20 protein-coding genes are annotated in these 24152 nt (G+C 38.7%); 12 read left to right on the forward strand and 8 right to left on the reverse strand.

The genetic code is table 11. The features are described 5' to 3' along the window. Positions 1-56 precede the first annotated feature (56 nt). Entirely contained in the window at positions 57-929 is an 873-nt protein-coding gene (locus OA91_RS14500) for an NAD-dependent epimerase/dehydratase family protein (protein WP_063339007.1), read from the forward strand. 91 nt (positions 930-1020) lie between these two features. Here the strand turns inward: OA91_RS14500 and OA91_RS14505 are convergent, their stop codons facing one another. The 5 genes from OA91_RS14505 to dcm all read right to left on the reverse strand — a co-directional run bounded on the left by OA91_RS14505 (position 1021) and on the right by dcm (position 6227). After that, complete coding sequence (locus OA91_RS14505; RefSeq protein ID WP_063339008.1) at positions 1021-1407, reverse strand: RidA family protein; 387 nt, start codon at positions 1405-1407, stop codon at positions 1021-1023. Between the two features lie 84 nt (positions 1408-1491). Next, positions 1492-3609, reverse strand: coding sequence for a RelA/SpoT family protein (locus OA91_RS14510; protein WP_063339009.1), 2118 nt, complete (start codon positions 3607-3609; stop codon positions 1492-1494). Positions 3610-3659: 50 nt separating this feature from the next. Then, positions 3660-3884, reverse strand: a complete 225-nt coding sequence (gene rpoZ / locus OA91_RS14515) for a DNA-directed RNA polymerase subunit omega (protein WP_046015365.1) — start codon at positions 3882-3884, stop codon at positions 3660-3662. Positions 3885-3937: 53 nt separating this feature from the next. Continuing rightward, positions 3938-4561 carry a guanylate kinase gene (gene gmk / locus OA91_RS14520; protein ID WP_046015364.1) on the reverse strand — a complete coding sequence of 208 codons (624 nt, stop codon included), beginning with the start codon at positions 4559-4561 and terminating at the stop codon, positions 3938-3940. A 196-nt stretch (positions 4562-4757) separates the two neighbouring features. Then, positions 4758-6227 carry a DNA (cytosine-5-)-methyltransferase gene (dcm, locus tag OA91_RS14525; protein WP_442919127.1) on the reverse strand — a complete coding sequence of 490 codons (1470 nt, stop codon included), beginning with the start codon at positions 6225-6227 and terminating at the stop codon, positions 4758-4760. Between the two features lie 126 nt (positions 6228-6353). Here dcm and OA91_RS14530 point away from each other — a divergent pair, with 126 nt between their 5' ends. The 3 genes from OA91_RS14530 to OA91_RS14540 all read left to right on the forward strand — a co-directional run bounded on the left by OA91_RS14530 (position 6354) and on the right by OA91_RS14540 (position 9009). Next, positions 6354-7559 (forward strand): type II restriction endonuclease, encoded by a 1206-nt coding sequence (locus OA91_RS14530; RefSeq protein WP_063339010.1) that lies wholly within the window; start codon positions 6354-6356, stop codon positions 7557-7559. Next, positions 7522-7746 carry a DUF3427 domain-containing protein gene (locus OA91_RS14535; protein ID WP_063339011.1) on the forward strand — a complete coding sequence of 75 codons (225 nt, stop codon included), beginning with the start codon at positions 7522-7524 and terminating at the stop codon, positions 7744-7746. The genes OA91_RS14530 and OA91_RS14535 overlap by 38 nt, the downstream gene beginning before the upstream one ends. Before the next feature lie 126 nt (positions 7747-7872). Next, the gene (locus OA91_RS14540) at positions 7873-9009 is read left to right on the forward strand and encodes a Fic family protein (RefSeq protein WP_063339012.1); all 1137 of its coding nucleotides are present in this window, start codon (positions 7873-7875) and stop codon (positions 9007-9009) included. Positions 9010-9077: 68 nt separating this feature from the next. Here OA91_RS14540 and OA91_RS14545 read toward each other — a convergent pair whose 3' ends face one another. Then, positions 9078-9401, reverse strand: a complete 324-nt coding sequence (locus tag OA91_RS14545) for a winged helix-turn-helix transcriptional regulator (protein ID WP_063339013.1) — start codon at positions 9399-9401, stop codon at positions 9078-9080. 148 nt (positions 9402-9549) lie between these two features. On the opposite strand from OA91_RS14545, the gene OA91_RS14550 reads away from it, so the two are divergent. The 5 genes from OA91_RS14550 to OA91_RS14570 all read left to right on the forward strand — a co-directional run bounded on the left by OA91_RS14550 (position 9550) and on the right by OA91_RS14570 (position 15453). Beyond that, on the forward strand, positions 9550-10428 hold the full coding sequence (locus OA91_RS14550; RefSeq protein ID WP_063339014.1) for an SDR family oxidoreductase: 879 nt from the start codon (positions 9550-9552) through the stop codon (positions 10426-10428). A gap of 421 nt (positions 10429-10849) precedes the next feature. Next, on the forward strand, positions 10850-12391 hold the full coding sequence (locus OA91_RS14555; RefSeq protein ID WP_157203847.1) for a diguanylate cyclase: 1542 nt from the start codon (positions 10850-10852) through the stop codon (positions 12389-12391). Between the two features lie 269 nt (positions 12392-12660). Further along, positions 12661-13179, forward strand: coding sequence for a MaoC family dehydratase (locus tag OA91_RS14560; protein WP_063339016.1), 519 nt, complete (start codon positions 12661-12663; stop codon positions 13177-13179). A 2-nt stretch (positions 13180-13181) separates the two neighbouring features. Continuing rightward, positions 13182-14096 carry an ornithine cyclodeaminase family protein gene (locus tag OA91_RS24075; protein ID WP_082827956.1) on the forward strand — a complete coding sequence of 305 codons (915 nt, stop codon included), beginning with the start codon at positions 13182-13184 and terminating at the stop codon, positions 14094-14096. A gap of 31 nt (positions 14097-14127) precedes the next feature. Further along, positions 14128-15453 (forward strand): hypothetical protein, encoded by a 1326-nt coding sequence (locus tag OA91_RS14570; protein ID WP_063339017.1) that lies wholly within the window; start codon positions 14128-14130, stop codon positions 15451-15453. A 24-nt stretch (positions 15454-15477) separates the two neighbouring features. Here OA91_RS14570 and OA91_RS14575 read toward each other — a convergent pair whose 3' ends face one another. Beyond that, a complete protein-coding gene (locus tag OA91_RS14575; RefSeq protein WP_063339018.1) occupies positions 15478-16476 on the reverse strand; it encodes an AraC family transcriptional regulator in 999 nt (332 codons plus the stop codon). Positions 16477-16586: 110 nt separating this feature from the next. Further along, positions 16587-17309, reverse strand: coding sequence for an SDR family NAD(P)-dependent oxidoreductase (locus OA91_RS14580; protein ID WP_197477818.1), 723 nt, complete (start codon positions 17307-17309; stop codon positions 16587-16589). A 449-nt stretch (positions 17310-17758) separates the two neighbouring features. Here OA91_RS14580 and OA91_RS14585 point away from each other — a divergent pair, with 449 nt between their 5' ends. The 3 genes from OA91_RS14585 (at position 17759) to OA91_RS14595 (ending at position 24038) form a co-directional block, all read left to right on the forward strand. Further along, the gene (locus OA91_RS14585; protein ID WP_063339019.1) at positions 17759-19381 is read left to right on the forward strand and encodes a 7TM-DISM domain-containing protein; all 1623 of its coding nucleotides are present in this window, start codon (positions 17759-17761) and stop codon (positions 19379-19381) included. Positions 19382-19665: 284 nt separating this feature from the next. Next, positions 19666-22068, forward strand: a complete 2403-nt coding sequence (locus OA91_RS14590) for an EAL domain-containing protein (RefSeq protein ID WP_063339020.1) — start codon at positions 19666-19668, stop codon at positions 22066-22068. A 68-nt stretch (positions 22069-22136) separates the two neighbouring features. After that, a complete protein-coding gene (locus OA91_RS14595; RefSeq protein ID WP_063339021.1) occupies positions 22137-24038 on the forward strand; it encodes a methyl-accepting chemotaxis protein in 1902 nt (633 codons plus the stop codon). Positions 24039-24152 lie beyond the last annotated feature (114 nt).

Here is a 24152-nt window from a genome sequence, read left to right on the forward strand (position 1 = left end):
ATTTTTGATAAAGTATAATATTAAGATTCGTTATTTCGCGTAAGGACGCTTCATTTATGTCAAGCATACTCATAGCTGGTTGTGGTGATCTAGGCAGTGGCCTTGCCACAAAATTGGTGGAACAAGGGCATGATGTGCATGCAATTCGACGCTCTACCAATACATTTCCAACAGGCGTTAAAGGTATTGTGGGGGATATTTGTGAACTGCCTGAGGCAGCTTTTCCTAAAGTCGATCTTGTTTACCTTATTATGACGCCACAAGGGCGAACTCAAGACGCCTATGAAGCGGCTTATTTAGCAACAAGTCAAAGACTGACAGAGGTTTACCAAAAGCTTGCGACTCAAGATGGCCCGCATATCTTTTTTATCTCAAGTACCAGTGTTTATGGTAGCGAACAAGACGGCTGCTTAGGTTTAGATGAAACAACCCAAGCCCTGCCTAGCTCAGTAACAGGTAAGGTGTTACATCAAGCTGAAAATATTTGGTTAGAAGGGTCTCTAGATCACACAGTGGTGCGCTTCTCAGGTATCTATGGACCGGGTCGAAACAGAACACTCGATAAAATCGCTCAAGGGCAAGGTTTTAGTGCTGCAAATCAGTGGACTAACCGAATTCATAGGGATGATTGTGTCGCCAGCTTATTCTTTCTAGGGCAAGCAAAACTTGCGGGTACAACACTTGCTCCTATTTATATTGGTACAGACCAAGCGCCTGTTAGCCAATGGGAGCTAGTGAATTGGATTGCTGCTCATATGGGGGTAGAGCAAGCCATAAATTCAGAGTTAAACCTGAGTGAAATGATACCGGCTAAAGGCAAACAACTAAGCTCTAATGCATTACAAAGCTTAGGTTATTCGTTTATCTACCCAAGTTATGTGCAAGGCTATCAAGCCTTACTGAAAGACTATTTAAGTAAGTCAGTTTGAACAAGCAGCTTGTTCAAGTGGTTGGCCGATAAGAAACAAAAAAGCCGATGCTGTCTCAGCATCGGCTTTTTTCGGTCTGAGGAAAAGAAAATTAGTCTTCTAGTACCATCACACCTTCAATTTCAACTTTTACATTCTTCGGTAGCGCACGTACACCAACCGCAGCACGAGCAGGATAAGGAATGCTAAAGAACTGCATCATCACTTCGTTTACTGCATTGAAGTTACCTAGGTCTGGCATGAAGATGTTTAGTTTTACGATATCTTGTAGAGAGCCTCCGGCTGCTTCACAAACAGCTTGAAGGTTTTTAAATACCTGAGTGGTTTGCTCAGATACGTCGTCACTAATGATTTCCATTGTTTCTGGTACCAGTGGAATTTGGCCAGAAAGGTAAACCGTATTACCTGCACGTACCGCTTGAGAATAAGGGCCGATCGCTTGTGGCGCTTTGTCGGTATGAATCACTTGCTTGGACATCTCTATTTCCTCGTTATGTTATGGCCTTCGTGAGGCTTTTTTTATAATCAACTGCAGACTTAAATGTTAGCGATAGGCTCCTCGCTAACGTGAAACTATGGTCTCGCGGGTCACTTTCTCAACACAGCGCACTGCTTTAATGCGACGCATCACATCGGCTAATCCTACTCGACTTGAAATCGTAATGTTTAAGCGTAAGCGACTGATTCTGCCTCTTTCAATGATATCTAGGTTCGAAACCTGATAATCCGTATCACTGATGGAGCTGGCGATCTTAGCAACCGCACCGCGCTCATTCACATAACTCACAATCAAGCTAATATTGAGATCTTCTTCTATCTCTTTACCCCAAGCCATATGAATATAGCGTTCAGGTTGAGTCAGATGGTCCTGAATATTAGGACAGCTTTGGTGGTGAATAATAATGCCCTTTTCAACCTGAACAAACCCAACAATAGGGTCCCCAGGAATCGGCGAACAACACTTAGCATAAGATAACAACATGCCTTCAGAGCCATTCACTTTGAAAGACTTAGGCGAAATTAATTCTTCTTCGTTAAAGTGTGGGAATAACTGGCGAGATACCAAATAGCCCACATGACGGCCTTTACCAACAGACTCTAAAAGATCGTCCATAGAATCAAGCTGGTAATGCGCCAATACTTGGTCTATTTGTTCTTGAGCGAGTTGTTCTATGTTGGTTTTGAATGTATTCAGAGAGCGGTTAAGAAGGCGAGTACCAATGGAAATGGCGTTTTCACGTTGCTTGTCTTTAAGATAATGACGGATATTTGCACGTGCTTTACCGGTAATCGCAAAACTTAGCCAAGCCACATTAGGTTGGGCTTTCTTCGCGGTGATAATCTCAACCGTTTGGCCACTTTCTAATTGTGTGCTTAAGGGTGATAAGCGTCGGTTAATACGACAGGAAATACAGGTATTACCGATTTCAGTGTGGACACCATAAGCAAAGTCGACCGGAGTTGCTCCAGTTGGTAGCTCGATAATCTCGCCATCAGGCGTGAAAACATACACTTCATCTGGGAAAAGGTCATTCTTAACGTTATCGACAAACTCGATAGCGTTACCGGCTTTCTGTTGTATTTCCAACAGGCTTTTAACCCATTTTGTCGCTCTATCATGGCTATTGCTCGCACTAGCACCTGCGCTAGTCGACTTATATGCCCAATGGGCAGCAATACCATTATCAGCCACCGTATTCATTTCTTGGGTACGAATCTGCACTTCCATCGGTAAGCCATTTGTTCCCACAACCGTGGTATGCAAAGACTGATAACCGTTGGACTTAGGCACAGCGATATAGTCTTTAAAACGACCTTCAACTGGCTTAAACAAAGAATGGATCACACCGAGAATACGGTAACAAGAATCATGTTTGTCGGTGACGATACGCACACCAACCACATCCATAATTTCGCCTAAAGAACGGCGCTTCTTCTGCATTTTCTGATAAATGCTATAGATGTGTTTTTCGCGAATACTAATATCAGATTCAATATAATCAGCAGCTAACTCAGCCTTTAAATAATCCCCTAGTTTTTCAGTATCCTTAATGCGTTGACCGTACTTCTTATTAATCGCACGGTTAAGCATGCGAGCACGCATAGGATAATAAGCCTGAAAGGCGAGAGATTCTAAATCGATACGAACATTATACATACCTAAGCGATTGGCTATCGGTGCGTAAATGTCTAAGGTTTCGCGAGCAATACGGCGCTTTTTATGAGCTGGCATAGAATCCAGCGTGCGCATATTGTGTAATCGGTCGGCTAACTTCACCAAGATGACACGAATATCATCAGCCATGGCCATCGCCATTTTCTGGAAGTTATGGGCCTGTTTCTCAAGCTGATTATTAAACTCGAGATGGGTAAGTTTACTTACCCCATCAACCAGAGCCGCAACTCCTTCACCAAATTGCTCCGTTAAGGCTTCACGGCTAATGCCAGTGTCTTCAATAACGTCATGTAACAGCGCGGCCACTAGGCCGTCACAGTCCATGCGGAACTCAGCTAAAATTTGCGCCACAGCTAAAGGATGAATCACATAAGGTTCACCACTTTTACGACGTTGGCCATCGTGAGCTTGTTCGGCGTAATAATAAGCGCGTTTGATGTCAGCAACTTGCTCGTATGGCAAGTACTGGATCAGGGTGGAGGCTAAATCTTCTATGGTATACATCGCTCACCTCAACAGTGAGCTAAAAATGTTGAAACGAGCGATACCATAAATTAAAACTCGTGAATCGGTTGGTCTTGCTGATCAACATTACCTGCGTTGATAGCGTCTTCAGCGATTTCACGTAAAGCAACAACAGTAAACTTGTCATCTTCGATAGCAACTTTAGCGTCTTTACCACCTGTTGCTAGTTGGCGAGCACGTTTTGCTGCAACCATAACCAACTGAAAGCGGTTATCAACATTTTCTAAACAATCTTCTACAGTAACTCGAGCCATCTTGATCTCTACCTATTTAATTCATGAATGTTCTAATTCTACTTAACCGCTTCTCACAAAGACAAGAGATCATTGATAAGATCCGCATGTTTTTGTGCAATAAGCTGTCTTCTATTGCGCATCGCAGTGAAAATGGCCTGCATTTCCGTGAGAGCCTGATCTAAATCGTCATTTATGACGACATAATCGTACTCATCATAATGAGACATCTCGCTAACCGCTTTAGACATACGACGCTCAATGACCTCGTCAGAATCTGTACCACGACCACGTAAACGTTCATCTAACGCTTGTGTCGAAGGTGGTAAGATAAAAATACTCAAAGCATCTGGGTAAAGTTCGCGTACTTGACGCGCCCCTTGCCAATCAATTTCCAAAATAACATCTAGACCCTGATCAAGCATATCTGCGATGGCTTTTTTCGAAGTGCCATAATAGTTATCAAATACTTGTGCATGCTCAACAAAGGCATCTTCAGCAATCATATCTAAGAAGCTATCAGCATCTATAAAGAAGTATTCTCTGCCGTCTTCTTCACCTGTACGTGCTGCACGAGTGGTATGAGAAACAGAAATACGTACCTGCTCATCTTGAGCCAGTAACGCTTTATATAAGGTTGATTTTCCAGCGCCGGAAGGGGCTGAAAGAATGAAAAGATTTCCGCGAGATTGATTCATTCGGGTCTCTGATAAAGATCTATTGGTGGAAAAATAAGAGTATAACAACGCGAAGCGCGAAGCCCGATTAGAAATCGGACAGGGACTATAGCATAGAACCGCAAATTGATCATTTTTTGAGGCGTAAAACTGCTGACCTCGATGATACTTTGTTAAAACTTTTACTCAATATGCTCATTTATCACGATAAACTCCGCTATTTCGAAAAGTTTTGCCGCGTCTCATCATCGCTCAGCAAGTTTTTAGAGTTGTAAATAGGTCTTTTTATACTGTTTGCTGCTTCATTAATTCTGCTCTTTAATAGGTCTGCAACAGCACTAAAGACAGGTACAACAACAGAGTTGCCGAACTGACGATAAGCTTGTGTATCAGATACAGGGATTATGAACTCAGACTCTCCTGGTTTATCAAATCCCATTAATCGAGCACATTCTTTAGGCATCAATCTTCTAGGCCTATTAGATTGGTTAATAATGTCGAAAAAGTCTCTTTCACCTTGGTCCATATCCCAACCTTGATCGATTAAGATCTCAGAACCATCTTTGTGATATCTGGCAGACAAGGTTCTAGATGTTGCGTTTAGGTCGTTAGGGTTCACTAGGCCGAAGCCAAAACCGTTACCTTTTTCTTTATGCTTTTTTGCGTAACGATACAAGTAGTCCCATAGTTTTGGTGTAAGCGTATATTTATCTTTTTGCTCTTGTGTGAGGTTGTCGAGCAGGCTCCCAAAAGTTGGAATTGTATCTGGCAATTTTATATTTTTAAGACTGAAGTCATTGCTAAGATTTAGGTCTCTTCTAAACCCTACCAATACGATTCGTTCACGATGCTGAGGCAAATAATGAATACCATCAATAATTTTGGGGTCGTTTTTACCGTTGCCTTCATACTCCACATCTGCAACATCATAGCCTAGATCATCTAAAGCTTTAGTTATGACTTTAAATGTTTTCCCTTTATCGTGGCTTTTTAGGTTTTTAACGTTTTCAAGAACGAATATTCCTGGTTGCTTGGACTTAATTATTCTGCAAACGTCAAAAAACAATGTTCCTTGGGTTTCATCTTCAAAGCCATGAGCTCTTCCTAATGAATTTTTTTTAGATACTCCTGCAACTGAAAAGGGCTGACAAGGAAATCCTGCTAAAAGCACATCGTGATCAGGGACGGAACGATCAATATGTGCGTATGCTACATCTTCTGGGATTGATTCATCGGCTGATAACGTAACATCTCTGATATCTTCATTAAAAATATGTTCAGGATCGCTATAATGATTTGCTTTGTAAGTTCTAACTGCATATTTATTCCATTCACTGGTAAATACACACTTTCCCCCTATGCTTTCAAATCCCTTACGGATTCCTCCTATCCCAGCAAATAAATCTATAAAGCGAAATTGAGGAGAGTCATAGTGCTGAGGGCGTTTGGGAAGAAGGTTTAATAGTATATATGCCTCTTCTTTTGACAAACATTTATCTGATTTTCCCTTCAGAACTCGATTAATTGTTTCACGACACCAGTCATTACCTGTAAGAGGGTTAAGTAACTCAGCAATTTGTTTTTGATCGTATATTTCTAACAAAGAGTTTAAAGTGCTAACTGTTTTTGAATGGCTAAGCATGATGTTTTTCGCTGGGTCAAATGAGTGATGAAATTTATCACTCATTTGACCCGGAGTAAAGTTTTATGTGTTTTTATACAGTGTTTTAAAATTAACTTTTTCATTAATTTATTAATTTTAAGATATTGATATTATTAAATTTATTATTTTTAAATAAAAGGAATGGGCTAGATGGATTTTAAATCTTGGATTTTAGATATTTCATCAAACGAATGGTTAATATTTATAAAAAGACTGTCAGCAAATGACACTGGTGCAACAAATAGTCATCAAGTAGGTGTATATTTTCCCAATACAGTTTTGGCTAGAGTATTTCCTTCTATTGATAGAAAGGATGTCAAAAATCCTGATACTTACTTTAAAGCTTTAGTCGAATCAGATGATGTAGCAGAGCAGACTCTAAGGGTTATTTATTATAACAATCGCTTCTCTGAAAATAAGAAGGGTGGGCGGAACGAAAAAAGAGTTACAAGATGGAAGGATGGCGTTGATTATATGCCTCTTCAAGACCCAGAAAAAACAGGCTCTATTGCTATTTTTGCTTTTAACAATAAGCCTAATTCTGACTCTGAATATATGAGAGCTTGGGTTTGCCGTGACTTCGAAGAAGAGTCGTTTCTGGAGAGCCAATTGGGAGAGATCTCATCTCAAGAGTCATTTTTTGACCAAGGTGATGTTGTATTTGGTGCCTTTCCTCTGCAAAAAGAAACTAAGTCTGAAAAGTACCCAGAAGAATGGAATGAAAAATTTCCTAGCGGTTTAGATATCATTCAATTTTTACACTCTAATAACTTTCACACAGGTTTAGATCCCGATAAACGGATACTTAAACGAAGAGAGCATGAATTTAATTTATTTAAGTTAGTTGAAAATCATCATGTTTTACCGTTGATTCAAGCTGGGTTTAATGATGTGGAAGAATTTATTAAATTATCTAACTCGATAACTAATAGAAGAAAGTCTCGATCAGGAAGATCTTTAGAATTACATTTAGAAAATATTTTTAGAGAGCAAGGGCTATTTAGTTTTGGAACACAATGCAAAACGGAAGGAAATAAAAAGCCTGACTTTCTATTTCCTAACTGTGCAAGTTACCATGATAATTCCTTTTCCACAGATAACCTAAGAATGCTAGCCGTTAAAACCACTGTAAAGGATAGGTGGAGACAAATACTTAATGAGGCGAGAAGGTTAGAAAAATCATACCTATTTACTTTGCAGCAAGGTGTTTCGGAAAATCAATTCTCTGAAATGGTAGTAGAAGGTGTTCAACTTGTCGTTCCACTTGAACTTCATAAAAGCTACCCAGAAAAAATAAGAGGTAATTTGCTTTCACTTAATGATTTTATTGAAGATACAAAAAGTATCTACGATTAAAACCTTCCTACTCTTCGTTCGAGAACAAGCTAAAGATGAAAACGGTAGAACCATGGGCTTTGTGAACTTTGGTCCTGTTTCCTTTGTTAAATACGAAGGCAGTCAACCTATGAATATCACTTGGAAACTTGCTCATCCAATGCCGTCTTTTATGTGGCACGACACAGCAAAACTTGCCATGTCTTAACTGACTTAATACCAAATGAGTTAATTAGTCTCTCTAATCGCCTCATTTGGTGAGGCGAATGATCTTGCTAATCGCCTCATATGGTGAGTAGAATAGGTTTGTGATTCGACTCATTTGAGGTGTGGTATGTGGATTTGGCAAGAAGCGGGTTGGCCTAATTTTACTTGGCAATCTGATGTGCTCGCGCCTTTGTTGCGTGAGGTGCATTTTAATCAGGGCTTGTTATTGGGCCGTATGAGCCATCAATCAAAAGATGAAGCGCTGAATACCACTTTAGATACCTTGCTTGCCAATATTATTCATTCCAGTGCGATAGAAGGGGAGAAGTTGAATGCCTTTTCTGTACGATCTTCACTCGCTAATAAACTCGGTGTTTCTGAGAGTGAGCCTTATGCTCGATCTGAACAATCGGATAGTTTGGCTGACTTGATGTTAGATGCTCTGCCGTCTTCCACTGAATCCCTTAAAGCGCCACTAAGTTTAAACCGTCTCTTACATTGGCATAGGCTGTTGTTTTCTGGTGATGCTGGCCAAAGCTATTTGAGTAATGACATCCTTGTTGGTCAATTGCGCGGCGAATCGCCCATGCAGGTCATTTCCTATAAACAAAGGGGTCGAATCGATCGTCCAACGCTGCACTTTGAAGCGCCAGGAAGAGAAAGGTTAGAGGCCGATCTTACATTCTTTATAGATTGGTTTAATCAGTCCCTATTAGATGAGTCTCTAGACCCTGAATTACGGGCGGGCATTACTCACCTTTGGTTTGTTACCTTGCATCCTATGGATGATGGCAATGGGCGCTTAACACGTCTGTTAACGGATCTTGCGCTGGCCCAAGGGGAAAGCCAATCTATTCGTCTTTATGCTATGTCAGTGAGTATTCTGGAAAATCGGCAGTCTTATTATGATGTACTTGAAAGCGTTCAGAAGGGACAGCTTGATATCACGGATTGGCTAGTTTGGTTTTTAAAAACTTTGAATCAAAGCTTGCTTAACACCCTAGCAGATATAGAGCAGACGCTGTCTAAAACTCGATACTGGCAAAGCTTTGATCAAACTCAGCTAAGTAAGGAGCAAAGTAAGGTGCTTAATAGGCTTTTAGATGGTGACTTTGAGCTGGGAATAAATAGCGGCCAATATCAGAAGGTTGCTAAGGTAAGCCGCGCCACGGCGACTCGACATTTGGCTCATTTAATTGAGTTAGGTTGCTTGGTGAAAACGGGCGCGGGCGGGCGTAGTACGCGCTACAAGTTAAACTTATAATTTAATCGCCTCATTTAGTGAGGCAATTAATCTCTCTAATCGCCTCACTCTTTTATTATTTCTTCTCTTTACACCCTTTTTGAACCCCAGTCTTTCATAGCATCAAAGATGGGGACGAGTGCTTGTCCATCTTCGGTTAGCTCATATTCAACTCTCACTGGCACTTCGGCAAAGGCGGTGCGCTTGATGAGTTGGTCGTCTTTTAGTTCTTGCAGGGAACGGGTCAGCATTCTGTCTGAGGCGTCTGGGAGTAAGCGCTGTAGCTCAGAGTAGCGTTTTGGACCTGATAGTAATTGATACAAGACGGTCAGCTTCCACTTGCCGCTTAATAGGCTGACTGTCAGCGCTACGGGGCAGATTTCTTCGGTATTTATTGGGTCAGCTTTCGTCATATTTTTACCTTAAAAAGCACTTACATGGGTGTAAGTTACGCACATTTTTGCGTCTAGAATGGCTGTTTTTCGCCTGTTACTTTAACACTTTAGCAGGCTAATCGCTGTACTTGAGCCTGAGTTCTAACTAATAAAAGGTGAGATGAATATGAAGAAGACAGTTGCTATTTTTGGTGCGACAGGCGCACAAGGGGCACCCGTAGTGAAAGCTGCTGTGGCAAGAGGTTTAAAAGTAAGAGCCGTGGCCCGTGATCTGAACAAAATTACTGACATGCATTCAGACGCAGAGGCATTTAGTGCCACATTGGATGACGTAGATGCTATCGCACAAGCCTTGGCGGGTGTTGATGCTGCTTTTTTACATCTGCCTATGCCAGTGGGTCCTGATGATGCGCAAACTTGGCTAACGAACTTTATGATAGCCGCAAAACGTGCAGCTTTACCGCTATTGGTTTACACCACAAGTGGCCCTTCAGGTAATCGTTACCCTGAATCTATGATGGTACAAGCGGGCACTGCTGGCATGCAGGCACTTTTAGATTCTGAGATTGCGACGATTGTTTTGCAGCCGGGTATCTATCTTGAAAACCTTCGCGCTGACATGATAGTGCCTAAGCTAGATAGAGAAGGGATACTGGATTACCCGCCACTGGATACGAGTACACAGATTCAGTGGACCTCTCATCATGATCAAGCTTTAGTGGCAACGGCTGCTTTAACTCGCCCTGATTTGGCGGGGAATGCCTATGAAATTGGGACAAAAGGCAGTTTGACTGGGGAGCAATTAGCCAAGGTATTAACAAATAAGTTATGTAAACCAGTCACTTTTGCTCCTTTAACGCCAGCTGAGTTTGGCCAAAGGGTAGGAGATGCAATCGCAAGCCCAGGTGCCGCATTTGCTTTAACTGATTTGTACACCTCTCTTGCTAAGATGCGTGATGCTGAAATGCAGGTTAACTTGTCACTCATTGAAAAGACATTTGATGTGCGTTTAACGAGTGTTGAAGAGCATATTGCACGCTGGTAGCAGTCTATATGTTTTGCTAGAAAGTTTATGTCTCATGGGGCGATTAATTCTCTATTCGCCTCATGATATGCATCAAGCCGAGTAAAAATCTTTATTTAAAAGCTGAGATGATTAACTTTTAAACACTTTTATTTTATGTAAAATAAATGAAGTAAACTCAATAAAGTCAGCTACTTGACTGAGTGTAAAATTAAAGATAAAAATATCTTATCTTGACCAAAAAAGTGGTAGTTTTTTGTCAGGAAATTACTTTGAGTAATCATAAATATACATGATGTAACACTTAGCCCCGGATGTTCTCCCTTCCTTAACAATTCACCATATAAAAAATCAGCCCTGATCAAATAATATACATGTAAAATCTGCCCCTTAATTCGTAGCTCATTGATCTCTTCTTTTTTACAGAGTCAAACATGAGTGATTGGCGACAATAAGGGAGTTTAGAATTAAAAATCAAAAGAAAGCCCTGTTTATTGGATTTACGCTCATTATTTTGATGATTGGCGTACTGGGCATAGTGTCGAAAGTGCTGCTGACTCGTATGGCAAATACAATGAATCAGTTCTATGAGCACCCTTATATCGTGTCGAATACTACTCAAAGAATTAAGCTTAACCTTGTGTCTATGCAAAGTGATATGAAGGATGTAGTTGTTGCAAATACGGCTCAGGACTTGAACCTTGCGATTGAGCATATTCAACAGCATGAAGATAAAGTGCTGAAGGACTTTGACCTTTTATCAGATCGCTTTTTAGGCGAGAAACATGCGATTAATGCGTGTTACCGCCTTGTTATCCAGTGGCAGGCAATACGTGCTGAAATCATTGCTTTAATAAGGCAAGACCAGCACGAGCAAGCTATGGTACTCACCAAGGGTAAAGAAACTGATTTACTCAAGCAGTTAATGGTGAATGTTGAAGAGATAAACTCGTTTGCAAATCATAAGGCGAAAAGCTTCCAGCAGGAGTTTGAAGTCGCTAAGTTAGAAGCCCTTTGGATTAACTATGGCTTCACTATTTTCTCTATTATTTTTATCCTTTTATTGGCAACTCGTACCATTAAAAGAGCCATCCTGTCGGAAAAAGAACAAAACGAAAAAGAGCACCTTATTGATCAAAATATCCTATTGGCTGAGTTAGACCATGAAGGCGTGGTGTTGGATGCAAGTAATGCATTGTGTCGCTTTTTAGGAAAAGATAAGCCAGAGGTGATAGGGCAGAAAAGTCACTTTTTTGATAACTCCAAACGCTCAAGCAAGGTTAATGCGGCCATTTTATCTGTGTTGAAAACGGGCGCAGAATGGCGCGGTGAAGTGCAATATATTAATCGCGAAGGTAAATCCTGTTGGGCGCAATCCACCATAGCACCAAGCTTTGATAAGCAGTATCAGATAAAGAGTTTTACCAATACTCTGGTCAGCATCACGAATAAGAAACTGGCGATTATTGATGAGTTAACAGGCTTGTATAACCGTCGTGGTTTTGACGCCATTTTAAGCCGTGAATTTCATAATACCCAGCGCGATGCTTCTTATTTAAACCTCGCCATTCTCGATATAGATTATTTTAAGAAATTTAATGACTTATACGGTCACCCAGCAGGGGATGAGGCCTTAAGAAAAGTATCGAGTGTGTTTAGTAGCACGGTTGACGATACTTGCTTCGCGTTTAGAATCGGAGGCGAGGAGTTTGCGATAGTGTTTGTTGATCAAAGTATTGAAACCAGCAAGCAAAAGCTCTTATGGATAAAAGAACAGGTGCAGTCGCTAGAAATTCCGCATAAGGAAAATTTGGTGAGTGACTTCTTAACGATTTCGATTGGCATGTTTAGCTTATCGCCTTCAAGCAAGGTTGAAGAAGGGCGCTTGTATAGCATAGCGGATAAAGCCCTTTATCAAGCCAAGTTAAAACGTAATGCCTTGGTGGTTACCTCTAAAGCGCCAGAAAGCATGACGACGAGCTAAGGCGCCATGTTTTCTTATGGCAGAGATCGAGAGATAAGAGTATTTTCTGTCTGTTTTCCCTCTTAAGTTATTCGTGGTTTTTGATTCATTTTTCCCCCATTTCCTTTTTTTAGTTAGTGCGTAATAACCAGTAATTGCTGCAAGCTGTTTTTGTGGCATAAATGACTATGCTTTATCTGTTCATACTCATCACTAAAATGACTAATGATATTAAGAGCATAAGGAAAAATTGCTTTATTAGTCTTGGTTAATCAATAAGGATATTTAGCATGGGACACGCGCAAGTAACCGATATAGCAGCCAATAAAGATAAGCAATATTGGGAAAGTCATGAGATGTACTTTGAGGACTTCGCCCCAGGTCAGGTGTTTCAACATAACCATGGCCGTAAAGTCACTGAACTCGATACCATTTGGCATTCTGCCTTTAACATGCAGCAAACTCTTCAACCCCAAACAAAGGAAGCGCTTAACACAGATATTGAAAGTGGTCGAACTTTGGTTTCTAGCCTAGTGATCTTTTCTATTGTGAATGAACTAAGTCTCGCCAGTACCGCTAATCCTGCTGTTGAGAATTTGGGCTGGAAAAATGTCTCTTTGCCTCATCCTGTTTATGTGGGAGACACCTTGTATGCTGAATCTAAGATTTTGGCAAAATCCTCTTCAGAGATTGATGCAAATCAAGGGTTGGTGAAAGTTGAGACGAAAGGCGTTAACCAGAAAGGGGCTGTGTGTTTATTGGTAGAAAGAAGCTTTTTGATTCCTTGTCGTAGTCAATGTGAGGGTTAGGTGTGAAGTACTTGAATCAAGCCAATATTCAACGTGCGCAAGTAATACCGCTTATGGTTAAGCAAATTCAAGATCTGGTTGAGAGTAAGGGCTTTAATCATATTCAAGCTCCCTTGCGGAACATTATAAGGCCAGAAGGTAAGTCTGCCTCTTATGGTGCCATGATGGCCGTGAGTGAACCGATGGATTTGTTTATTTGTAAAGCGGCTAACTTTATCGAAGACAACCCTCAAAAAGGGCGAACCAGTGTGCATGCCATAGTGAATGCTTTCTCTTATGAGACGGGGTTGCCTTTAGCTGTGTTAGACGGCAGTGCGATTACTAATTTAAAAAGCGCCGCGATTACGGGCTATTTTACAGATTTAGGTGCGCCTGATGATGCAGACACCTTGGCGATTATTGGTTCAGGCGAACAAGCGATGCAGCAGTTTTTGGGTGTGGCTGCGGTTCGTTCTATTAAACGAGTGCAGATCTATTCACGCTCTCCTTTAAAAGCTAGCCAGTTTACATCTCATTTGGCTGAGGCTTTCCCTCGGGTGCAGTTTGTTGTTTGCGATACGATTCATGACGCTCAAAAAGGCGCTCAGATTCTTAGCACAGCAACCAGTTGTAAAACCTGCCTGATTGAAAGCTTAGACCCAGCTTGCTGCCATATTAATTGTATGGGGGCTTTTACTTATACGGGTAGGGAAGTGTCGTTAGACATTATTAACGACTCTATTTTGCTGGTGGAAGACAGAGCCACAGCCGTGCAAGAAGCAGGGTTCGAGCATACTCAAGCTTTAGATTTACGTTCTGAGCCAGAGACCTTTAATGTCACGTTAAAATCTAAGCTCACACTTTTTAGCTCAACCGGTCATAGCAGCTTGGACCTAGTCGCCTGCTACCACATATTAAAACAATTAGGGGACTTGTAGCCCTGTTTGACACTTAAGGAATGGATGCCAAATGTTTTGTGAATTTAACCGTGAGCTGCAAGGACTGATGATAGAAAAATCAGACCAACTTAAAAAAGCTCAGATAAAGGAGAGATTAACGACCTTTAAAAATGGTTTAGCTGCGGATAGGTATGAGTTTTTCTCGACCCCATTTATCTTTTCTCAAACGGATTTTGAGAAATTATCGAATGATCTAAAACTCCTTTTAGATGCGCAAACCAACATAATGAATCAAATCTATCAGCAGAGAAGCAAGCAAGAAATTCTCGACTATTTTATGATTCCTAATGTGCTACGTGCCTATATTAATTGGCAAAGGCTGTTATCTGGCGAACAAACCATTGCTCGGCTAGATCTTGTTCCCCATAAAAAAGGCTACTCAGTGTGCGGAATGAACTTGCACACAGGCGTTGGTGGTATGGCCTGTGGTGATGCCTATGATTTGATGATGGAAAGCTTGTCTCTTGAACCTTATTACGACCACGGTAAAGTCAGCGCTTATCTCACCTTAGCCGAAGAAATTAAAACCCTGTGTCGCCAACAAAAGTATGAAAGATTGGTGATTCTTGATTGGCAAAGCCATGCTGATAAAGGCTATCCGTCCTTTGAACTCATGCAGCTAAGTTTTATTCAAGCGGGAGTAAGACTCCCTGTGATTACGCACACAGAGCAAAGTTACCCTAAAGCTTGGTTAGCGCCAGAAGAGGCGAAAAAGACTTTGGTTTATCGCGGTTTTGGGCTCAATGAAATTGACCCATATGATGAATTTTTACATGCCTTACTAAAGAGTGAAGCACGCATTTTACATGGCTTTGAAGACGAGCTAAGAAGCAACAAACGTTGGTTAGCATTAATGTGGGATGAAGCTTATCAAGCCCGTTTAACCCAAGAGCAAAGGCAAGCAATTAAGCAATATCTTCCTTATACCTGCCTCTTATCTCAAGATACCTTGCCTCATTTTATTGCCCATAAAAATGATTATCTTTTTAGAGGAAATGGCAGTGCAAGAGGCCAGGGAGTATTAGTTGGTAAGGCGTATAGTGACGCTGAACTAGAGCAAAAATTGCTTAAAATAGGGGTGGAAAATGTACTCGTGCAGAAGTTTATGGAAGCAGATAATATGCCCATACTCCATGATACGGACGAGCAACCTGCTGGCCATAAATTTGTTTTAGGCCTTTATATTATGGGAGAGCGTAGCCAAGGTTTGGCTATTCGCGGCAGCAAAGTGTGCGACCGAATTAACCTAACCTCTGGTTTAGCGAAAACCGGTTGGGCCGCCATCATTAATGATCAAGAAAAAGCGCAATTAATTGAAGCAGTTAGAAGGCTTTAACGCCTTCTAACTTGAACACTTTATTTAAGCCAGATAGGTCTCTCTGTAGTGGCCAGGAGAGACACCTTTCCAAGCGGAATACGCTCTAATAAACGAATTGACTTCGTTAAACCCCAGCAAGAAAGATATCTCACTCAAAGACATTTTAGACTTCTTCAAATAATGATCAGCCAGTTCGCTGCGCACTGATTGCAAAACCGATTGGTAGGTTTCAGTCTCGGCGGTGAGCTTACGTTGTAAGGTACGTTTACTCATGGCAAGCTTATTGGCGATATGTTCAATAGAGCTTTTGCCTGATGGCAGAGATTCTAATAACACGGCACGAATTCGATCGACTGTCTTGGCATTCGAATCAAGGTCTGCCAATTTTTGATTAAGTTTGTCCTCAAAAAACTCCCACATGATGAGGTTTTGAGTCAAAAAAGGCTTATCCGCATCTTCGGCTCTAAAGTGAATGCTTAAGGCTTTTGCCTTGGTAAGGCGACAGCCAAAATAGGCTTCGTAATCGTTTAAATTATGAGGCAATTCAGGCAGCTCTATTGCTAGCGGAATAATCTTTTCTCGTGTGGCCAAACGCGCCAATTGCGTGAAAAAGACTAACTCAGACAAGCTTAATGAGAGTGGTAAATCCTCATGGTAGTCATAGCAACTTATGCTGAGCTTAGTTGCCTGATTATCTTGCTGTATGTCCATTATCATAGGCCCAATTAAGGGCTTGTATTGGCTTAATCTTGTCAGCGCAATATTGAGGTTTGGGCTACAAATAGAAGCAAAGATAGGCGCGTCGAAGCTTTCTGCTTTCATATTTTTAGCAAACACCAGAGGCAGATCCATATCCCCAGATGCCTTATCTATCGCTAACCAAAGCTGAAAATACTCACTGGGTGTCACACTTGCTTGTTTTTGGTTGTAGAGATCTGCTGGCAACTTGGCGTAGGCCAAGACGAGTTGCGGATCGATTCCCATATCTAACAACATCAATTTCCACTGGGGGGAAATTGCAAACTTGCTTGCTCTTTTCATCGGGTGTTTGCTCTTTTTATAACAGATCTGCTTATTTAAAGATTCAGTTGTCTTTTACTCACTAAGCGGATTTTTCCATGGCTTGGCGAGAAGTTTTTAATACTAGGTTTCTAGGAAGTAGAGGCACAATCCAATTTACCTTCGTTAATGGCCACAAATTTGCCTTTTCCCATGGCTTTATAACCAAATTGAGCCACAGATTCAGCGCTTTTGGCTTTCTTCCAAATATCAACACCTTCAAGGTTGCCCGCTTTAACAAAGTCTGTGGCAACAGCGCCAGGGCAAAGGGCAGTAACGCTAATGTTATGCTCTGCTACTTCTTCTGCGATGGCTTGAGAGAAGGAGGTAACATAAGATTTAGTCGCGTAATAAACAGCTTGTAAAGGGCCCGGCATAAATGACGCGGTAGAAGACACATTAAGAATACGGCCAGATTGGCGTGCCACCATATCTCGTAAGAAATAATGGGTAAGACGCGTTAAACTGATCATGTTTACCTGCATCATGGCTTGTTCGTCTTCTAGCTTGCGCTCATTAAAGAAGCCATGGCCACCAAAGCCTGCATTGTTAATCAAGGTACTGATTTGAATACCATGTTCTTGGGTATAAAGATAAATGCGCTCAGCACTTTCTGGTTGAGATAAGTCTTCGCTTAGTACATTGACTCGAACTTTATATTTTTCTTCTAATTCGGCTTTTACTTTTTCAAGCTTGCCTAGAGAGCGTGCGACTAATACTAGATTGCCGCCTTTTTGCGCATGGATACGAGCCAGTTCTAAACCGATACCGCCGGAAGCGCCTGTGATAAGTGCTGTGTTTCTGTTCAACTTCATCTTGTATATCTCTTAAGTCATGAGTGGATGAAATAAGTTTAAGTATTCTAATGGCGACACACACTGGCAGAAGGTGACATCTTACTTGCAAATAATGACAGGTGCTGAAAATAATTTCAGTTAGATGCTTGTGTTTAAGGCTTTTATGAATGGCACAAATTTAAATAATGATTTCAAATTCGAACAATTTTCTTGAAATTGAACGTCTCAAATCATGATATGGTACGTCAAATGATGATTCTTTTAATACAATCGACTCTTCTTCTTTCATAAAAGAAAGAATTATATAACGTCCTGAAGCCTTCAGAAGATGGTGTTCACGACTTTATGCTTTTTCACTAACTTGGACAGCTAACTTTTATCTATACCATGTTTCATTATCAACATTTTGTTTCTGTGTTTTATGCGTAATGAGAATTAGTATTATTTTCTTATTGTATAAAATATTCATGTTTTCGCTGATTGTTTTTTCACCTTCAGCCGAAGCTGACTTTCTATCAAACAAAAGTGATGACAAAAAAATTATTACTAGTATTTCATACCTAGAAAGCGGGCTTGATATAAACGAAATAAAAAATACAAAAGAAAAATGGATTTACCAAGAAATTGATAAAATAAATTTTGGCTTTAGTGAAAAAACTTATTGGATCAAATTAGATTTAAAAAATTCTCATTTTAATAAAGATTGGTTTCTTACTATTAATAATACAAGGATCGATTATATTAGCTTTTATTTTTTCTCAGGATTTAATGATAAAGAATTTCATTCTGGAGATTATACTGATATTGAAGGTCAACTTTCAGCTTATCCTACATTTAATTTTGAGTTGAAAAAAGATCATAAAGCAAATATATACATAAAAGTTAAATCCGACTCTCAAATTGATTTCCAACCTATTGTTAGGAACGGAATTGAATATGGAAAATATTCTGAAAAAAGATATTATTTTCACTTAATTTATTTTTTTATTTTTATTGTTTTTATTGCTTCTCAAACAATAAATTTGATAAGTGGTTATGATAAAATGGTTTTTTATTATACTGCTTTTCTGGTTTTTTCTTTCTCTTATCTATTTCTATATTACGGTGATGGTAATTTAATACTTTGGCCAAAGAATATATATTTGAAAAATTCTTTATTTTTTGTTTCTGCAAGTCTTGCTCTATTGTTTTTCATTTGTTTTATGAAAGAATACCTTCGGAGTGAAGAGTTCTTCCCTAAATTTAATAGAATACTTAACTTTTATATAATATTTAGTCTTGTATCCACTTTTGTTATTCTATTACCTTCTTCTAATTTTGTTAGAAGTGCCTTGTTAATTACTGAGGGAACTTTAGCTTGTTTTATTTCAATTGCTGGCGTAAAGGTTAGTTTAAAAGGAAGAAAGAGGTGGTCTTTATTATTCGCAACTCCTTTGATATTTTCAAACGTTTCAGTTTTAATTTATCAGGCCACATTTTTGGGCATCTTTCCTCATACTGACCTCACTTCTAAAATTTTATTATGGTCATTGCCAATTGATATTTTTTTAATTTCAATTGGGTTTGTATATAGGCACTTACTATTAAAAGAAGAAAATGAAAAATTAATGGTAAGGTTACATGAAATATCTAATGCTCAAGTAAGTTTAAGTATAAATGGAGTGGAAGAAATAATGCTACTTGAAAAGCCTAAACAGAATACTCGCTTAGGAAATATAGATAAAGAATCTATTGTTTCCAAGCTTACATTATATCTAGATTCAGAAAGAGCTTTTTTAGAGCCCAGACTTACTTTGGAACAAGTAGCATCTAACTTACAAATTAGATCGGATCAATTGTCTGCTATTATTAACTCGCAGTTAAATACATCCTTTTCAACACTTATCAATTTAAAGCGTTTAGAAGAAGCGACCATTCTTCTTATGACATCACCGAATAAGTCTATCTTAGATATTTCTTTAGAATGTGGGTTTGGTTCAAAAAGTAGTTTTAATCGACTTTTTAAGCAACAGTTTGGCACAACTCCTACTGAGTATCGAAAAATGAGAAAAATGGAAGATAGATCTGCTTTTCATAAAACAGCAAGTTAACCATTTAGTCAAAATTAAGTGTTTTTTAGTCTTAAATCATGAAATGGGACGATGTACCAATTTTTGGTAAATACTATTGTTCTCTCTTTTTATTGTCGGATTAAGGTGATGCAATTGATGATGTGGGTATCAATCATACCGCTTTTAGAAAACATAGTAGAGGTTCTGCTTACGGACTTTAAAAGAGCAATTTCAATGAAGAGCATAGTTATAGGTAGTTTAGTGTAAATTGTTTTTAACCTAGGACGTTTGGGCTAAATAAGTCTAGAAATAAGGGTATTCAGATGAAAACATGTTTAATGATCTCTCTTTTGTTTTTTTCTTCTTTTGCTTATTCGCATATAGTCAAATATAATATTTTGTTTATCCATTCATATGACTCTCAGCACGGGTGGACAAAAAGTATTGAAAGAAATTTCAATGAGATATTTAAAAACAGACCATCTGTTAAAATTTTTAATGAATATCTTGATGCAAAAAGATTCCCTAATCATGAAAACAAAATTGAATTTTACCAATACTTATCGAATAAATATTCCGAAATAACTTTTAAAGCTGTTGTTATTTCAGATGACCCTGCAATGAATCTTTTTTTAAAAAAAACAAATGTCTTTTTTAAAGAAATTCCTGTTTTTTTTATGGGGATTAACAAAGTAAGCAATAGGTTAATAGAAGAAAAAAATATAACAGGGTCTTTTGAAAATCAAAGATTAGATAATGTTGTAAAAGATATAAAATCTTCTTTAAATGTTAATGAAATTATTTTGTTATCAGATACTTCATCAACAGGAATTTCAAACAAAGAAAAAATATTAGATTTTAAAGATGATGATTTTATGCCTGAAATAATCACTATTATTGAAGATGCAAATATATCAAATTTAAAATCAAAAATTACAAAGTATTCAAAAAATATTCCTATTTTTATTATTGGAAAATTACGCGATCCTGATAATGGTGAGTTGTTAATTGTTAAAGATTATTACCCAGGTATTTTTGATCAAGTAGATAATCCATTTTTTGTATTAGGAAATCTTAAATATAATAAAAAAGTATTAGGTGGGTACTCTTTAAATATAAAAAAACATGTACAGGATACAGCATATTTACTTATTCAATATCTAGATGGAACCCCAATGGAAGATATTGAAGCTATCACTGAAGTTGATAATACTTGGTATTGGAATTCTAATGAATTAGATAAGTATTCTATAAGTAAGAATAACTTGCCAAAAGGTTCAGTCGTTTTATTTGAAAATAAAGAAACATATGAATTTGATAAAAAAGAGGTATTAACGTATTTCTTTTTTATGTTGCTATCTCTTCTTTCGACTTTACTACTTTTAATTATTGTTCGTAACGCTAGGTTGAATGAAAAAGTATTAAGAGAAAAGGTTTCTCTTACTGAAAAGTTAGAGTACGAAGCAAGTCATGACTACTTAACAGGCCTTTTTAATAGGCGAACTTTTAATACTGTATTAAAAGAATTAGAAATTAATAAATTCACTAGTAAATCAGGAAAAAATATATATGTTGCGATATTAGATCTCGCAAACTTTAAAACAGTAAATGATACTGCGGGCCATATGATAGGAGATTGTCTCTTAGCCGAAGTGGCAGAATTAATGTCGCAGCATGTTCATGCAACGGATACTTTTACTCGTCTAAGTGGTGATAAATTTGGTTTAGTTTTGGCTAACCACACTCAAAACGAAGTCTGCATGATTTGTAGTGATATTATTGACTCTGTTAGTCAATATAGACTTACTTGGAATGATATGACTTTTAGTATTGGAGTTAGTGTTGGTGTTGTTAAAGCTCACGAAGATGATCTAAAGGAAGTGCTGATTAGCCATGCTGACATGGCATGTTACAAGGCAAAGGAGCAAGGAAAGAACCTTGCTTATTTTACTGATTCGAACGATAGCGATATCCAAGATGAGTTAGCCATGCTCGGGCATATTTCTGATATAGCAGGAGCTTTAGATAATGATCAATTTTTCTTAGCTAAACAACTTATCCATCCTCTTAATCCAGGTGAAAGCTCTCTCCACTATGAAATTCTTCTTCGTTACAAAGATAAAAATGGTAATGCGGTCTCGCCAGCTGTTTTTATTCCTGCTGCAGAAAAACATGGGTTAATTACGCTAATAGATAAATGGGTCGTTTTTAATGTGTTAAGCAAATATAAGGTGCTTTTCCCAAATGAGACCCCTACTGTTTCTATAAATTTATCCGGAGTGAGCGTTAGCAGTAGTAGTTTTCTTGAAGAAGTATTAGATATTGTTAACAGTGTTGATATGGACATGAGTAAAGTCTGTTTTGAAATTACTGAAACGGCAGTTGTTTCTCATATTAATAGAGCAGTGAATTTTATAAAGGAGCTAAAAAAGACGGGCTGCCAATTCGCTCTAGATGACTTTGGTAGTGGATCCTCTTCCTATAGCTACCTTAAAACCTTACCAGTAGATTATTTAAAAATTGATGGAAGCCTAATTAAATCAATTATTTCTGAACCCATTGATCAAACTATTGTGAGGTCGATAAATGAAATTGCTCATGAAATGGACATGAAAACCATCGCAGAGTTTGTGGAGAATGATCAGATTATGAATCTACTTGACTCTATGGGTGTGGACTATGGACAAGGTTTTGGGATTCACAAACCTGAAACCTGTATTGAGTAGTTTTTATAACTCGTAAAGTACTAACAAACTAAGAACATATTTAGAAAAGCACCTTGAATGGAGTAGCAATGCCTAATTATTCAATCCGAACCCGTATTATGCTGTCTGTATTAATCGCGGTAATTATTTCATCTTGCCTTATCAGTTACGCCGCTTATCTTAATAGTCGCGATGTCGTCGTTAAAAGACTTAATCACACAGAAATGCCGACCCTAGTAAAAAGCATTCGAAACTCAATTAATAATGAAATTAATGAGATGAAGATTGTTGCACGCTCATTAGCAGAGAATACCGTTTTTATTGATTGGGCTGAAAAAGGCGCTGGCCCTAAGACAGAAAAATTAGTAGTTGAGTACCTTGGTAAAATTGCTACAGCGAATGAGTTTAGTAACGCTTCTTTTGTGGATAGAGAGTCTGCTAAGTACTGGAATCAGGATGGTTTTTTAAGGGTGCTAAACCCTAATAGAGATCAATGGTTTTTTAATTTTAAATCCAGCGGTGAAAATGAGCTAGCCAGTGTTTATAGGAGTGATAGTACTAATCAAGTGGACATTTTTGTCAATTATCAAGAAGTTGATGGCCGTGGTATGTCTGGTGTTTCTAAACCTTTTGATGACATGGTGGACTATTTGAACAGCTTTAAATTAGAACAATCAGGATATGTATTTTTGGTTGATGCGAAAGGTAAAGTTAAGGTTCATAACGATAACAGCTTAAATGAAAAAGCATTTTTACAGGACTTGTTTCCAGGTGTGAACAAGAATGAGCTGTTGTTTAAGCAAGACTTTACTTCCATAGAATTGGATAACCAAGTAATTTCGGCGAGTTATGTTAGTAGCTTAGGCTGGTATGTTATTGCAATCATTCCTAAAGACGAATTATTAAGCGGACTTAATAGAGGAGCATTTCAATTGATGATTATTCTGCTCTTTACATCTGCTTTTTTTGCCGCTGCTAGCTACTTTATAGCCCAAGGTTTGACAAAGCCTATTAGAGATATGGCTACACAATTTTCTGAATTAGGACAAAGCGGAGGTGATTTAACAAATCGTATTGATGAAGACCAAGCACCTGAAATAAGCGAGCTTGCTAAAGGGTTTAATTCATTCGTTTCAAATATTCAGCACCTTTTTCAAGATGTCGTAAAAACATCCGAGGGTGTTAAGAGTGCATCTGAAGCTGTAAATAGAGATGCAGAAAATTCTAAATTGGCATCTGATAAGCAAAGAGATGAAGCTCACCTTGTATCTGTTGCTATCACAGAGATGGGGAGCACGATTGCAGAAATTGCTGATAATGCGAATGTAGCTGCACAAACTACAAATGATGCTGCAGGTAGAGCGACTGATGCCCAAAATGTAGTAAATGAGTCTACCTTAGTAATTAATGGCATGGCTGAAAATATGGAGCAAGTGTCTGCCAATATCGAATCTTTAGCAGAAAGAACAAACAATATTAGCGGTGTATTAGAGGTGATCAGGTCTGTTTCTGAACAAACAAACTTACTTGCATTAAATGCCGCAATTGAAGCCGCAAGAGCGGGAGAACATGGACGAGGCTTTGCTGTTGTTGCTGATGAGGTGAGAGGTTTAGCGCAAAGAACAAATGAATCCACGGATGAGATTCATACTATGATTACCGAGCTGCAAGAAGGTGCTAAGCAGGCGGTTGAATCAGTTCAAAGCAGTAAAAATCAAGCTAACATAGGTGTTGAGGCAGCTTATAATACTAAGGACTCATTGAAGGTCATCGTTGAAAATATCCTTCACATATCTGACCTTAATACCCAGATCGCAGCGGCAACAGAAGAACAATCCTTGGTGGTAAAAGAAATTAATCATCATGTTGTTACCATTAGTGATAGCTCTGATCAAAGTGCGCATGCTATCGGCAATATAAAAACATCTAGTGATAGTATGAAAGACTCTTCCCTTCATTTAAATAGCCTTGTTTGCCAGTTTAAAGTATAGATAGTCAAAACTATTTAGAACGACAGATGTGTACTCTGTCGTTCCTTTGAATGTTTTATTAAATTTAGGGCCATCAATAAAGGCCCTATTAACAAAGGCGTCTATTTTAATCTC

The sequence above is a fragment of the Marinomonas sp. SBI8L genome (assembly GCF_001624705.1).
GTDB lineage: Bacteria > Pseudomonadota > Gammaproteobacteria > Pseudomonadales > Marinomonadaceae > Marinomonas.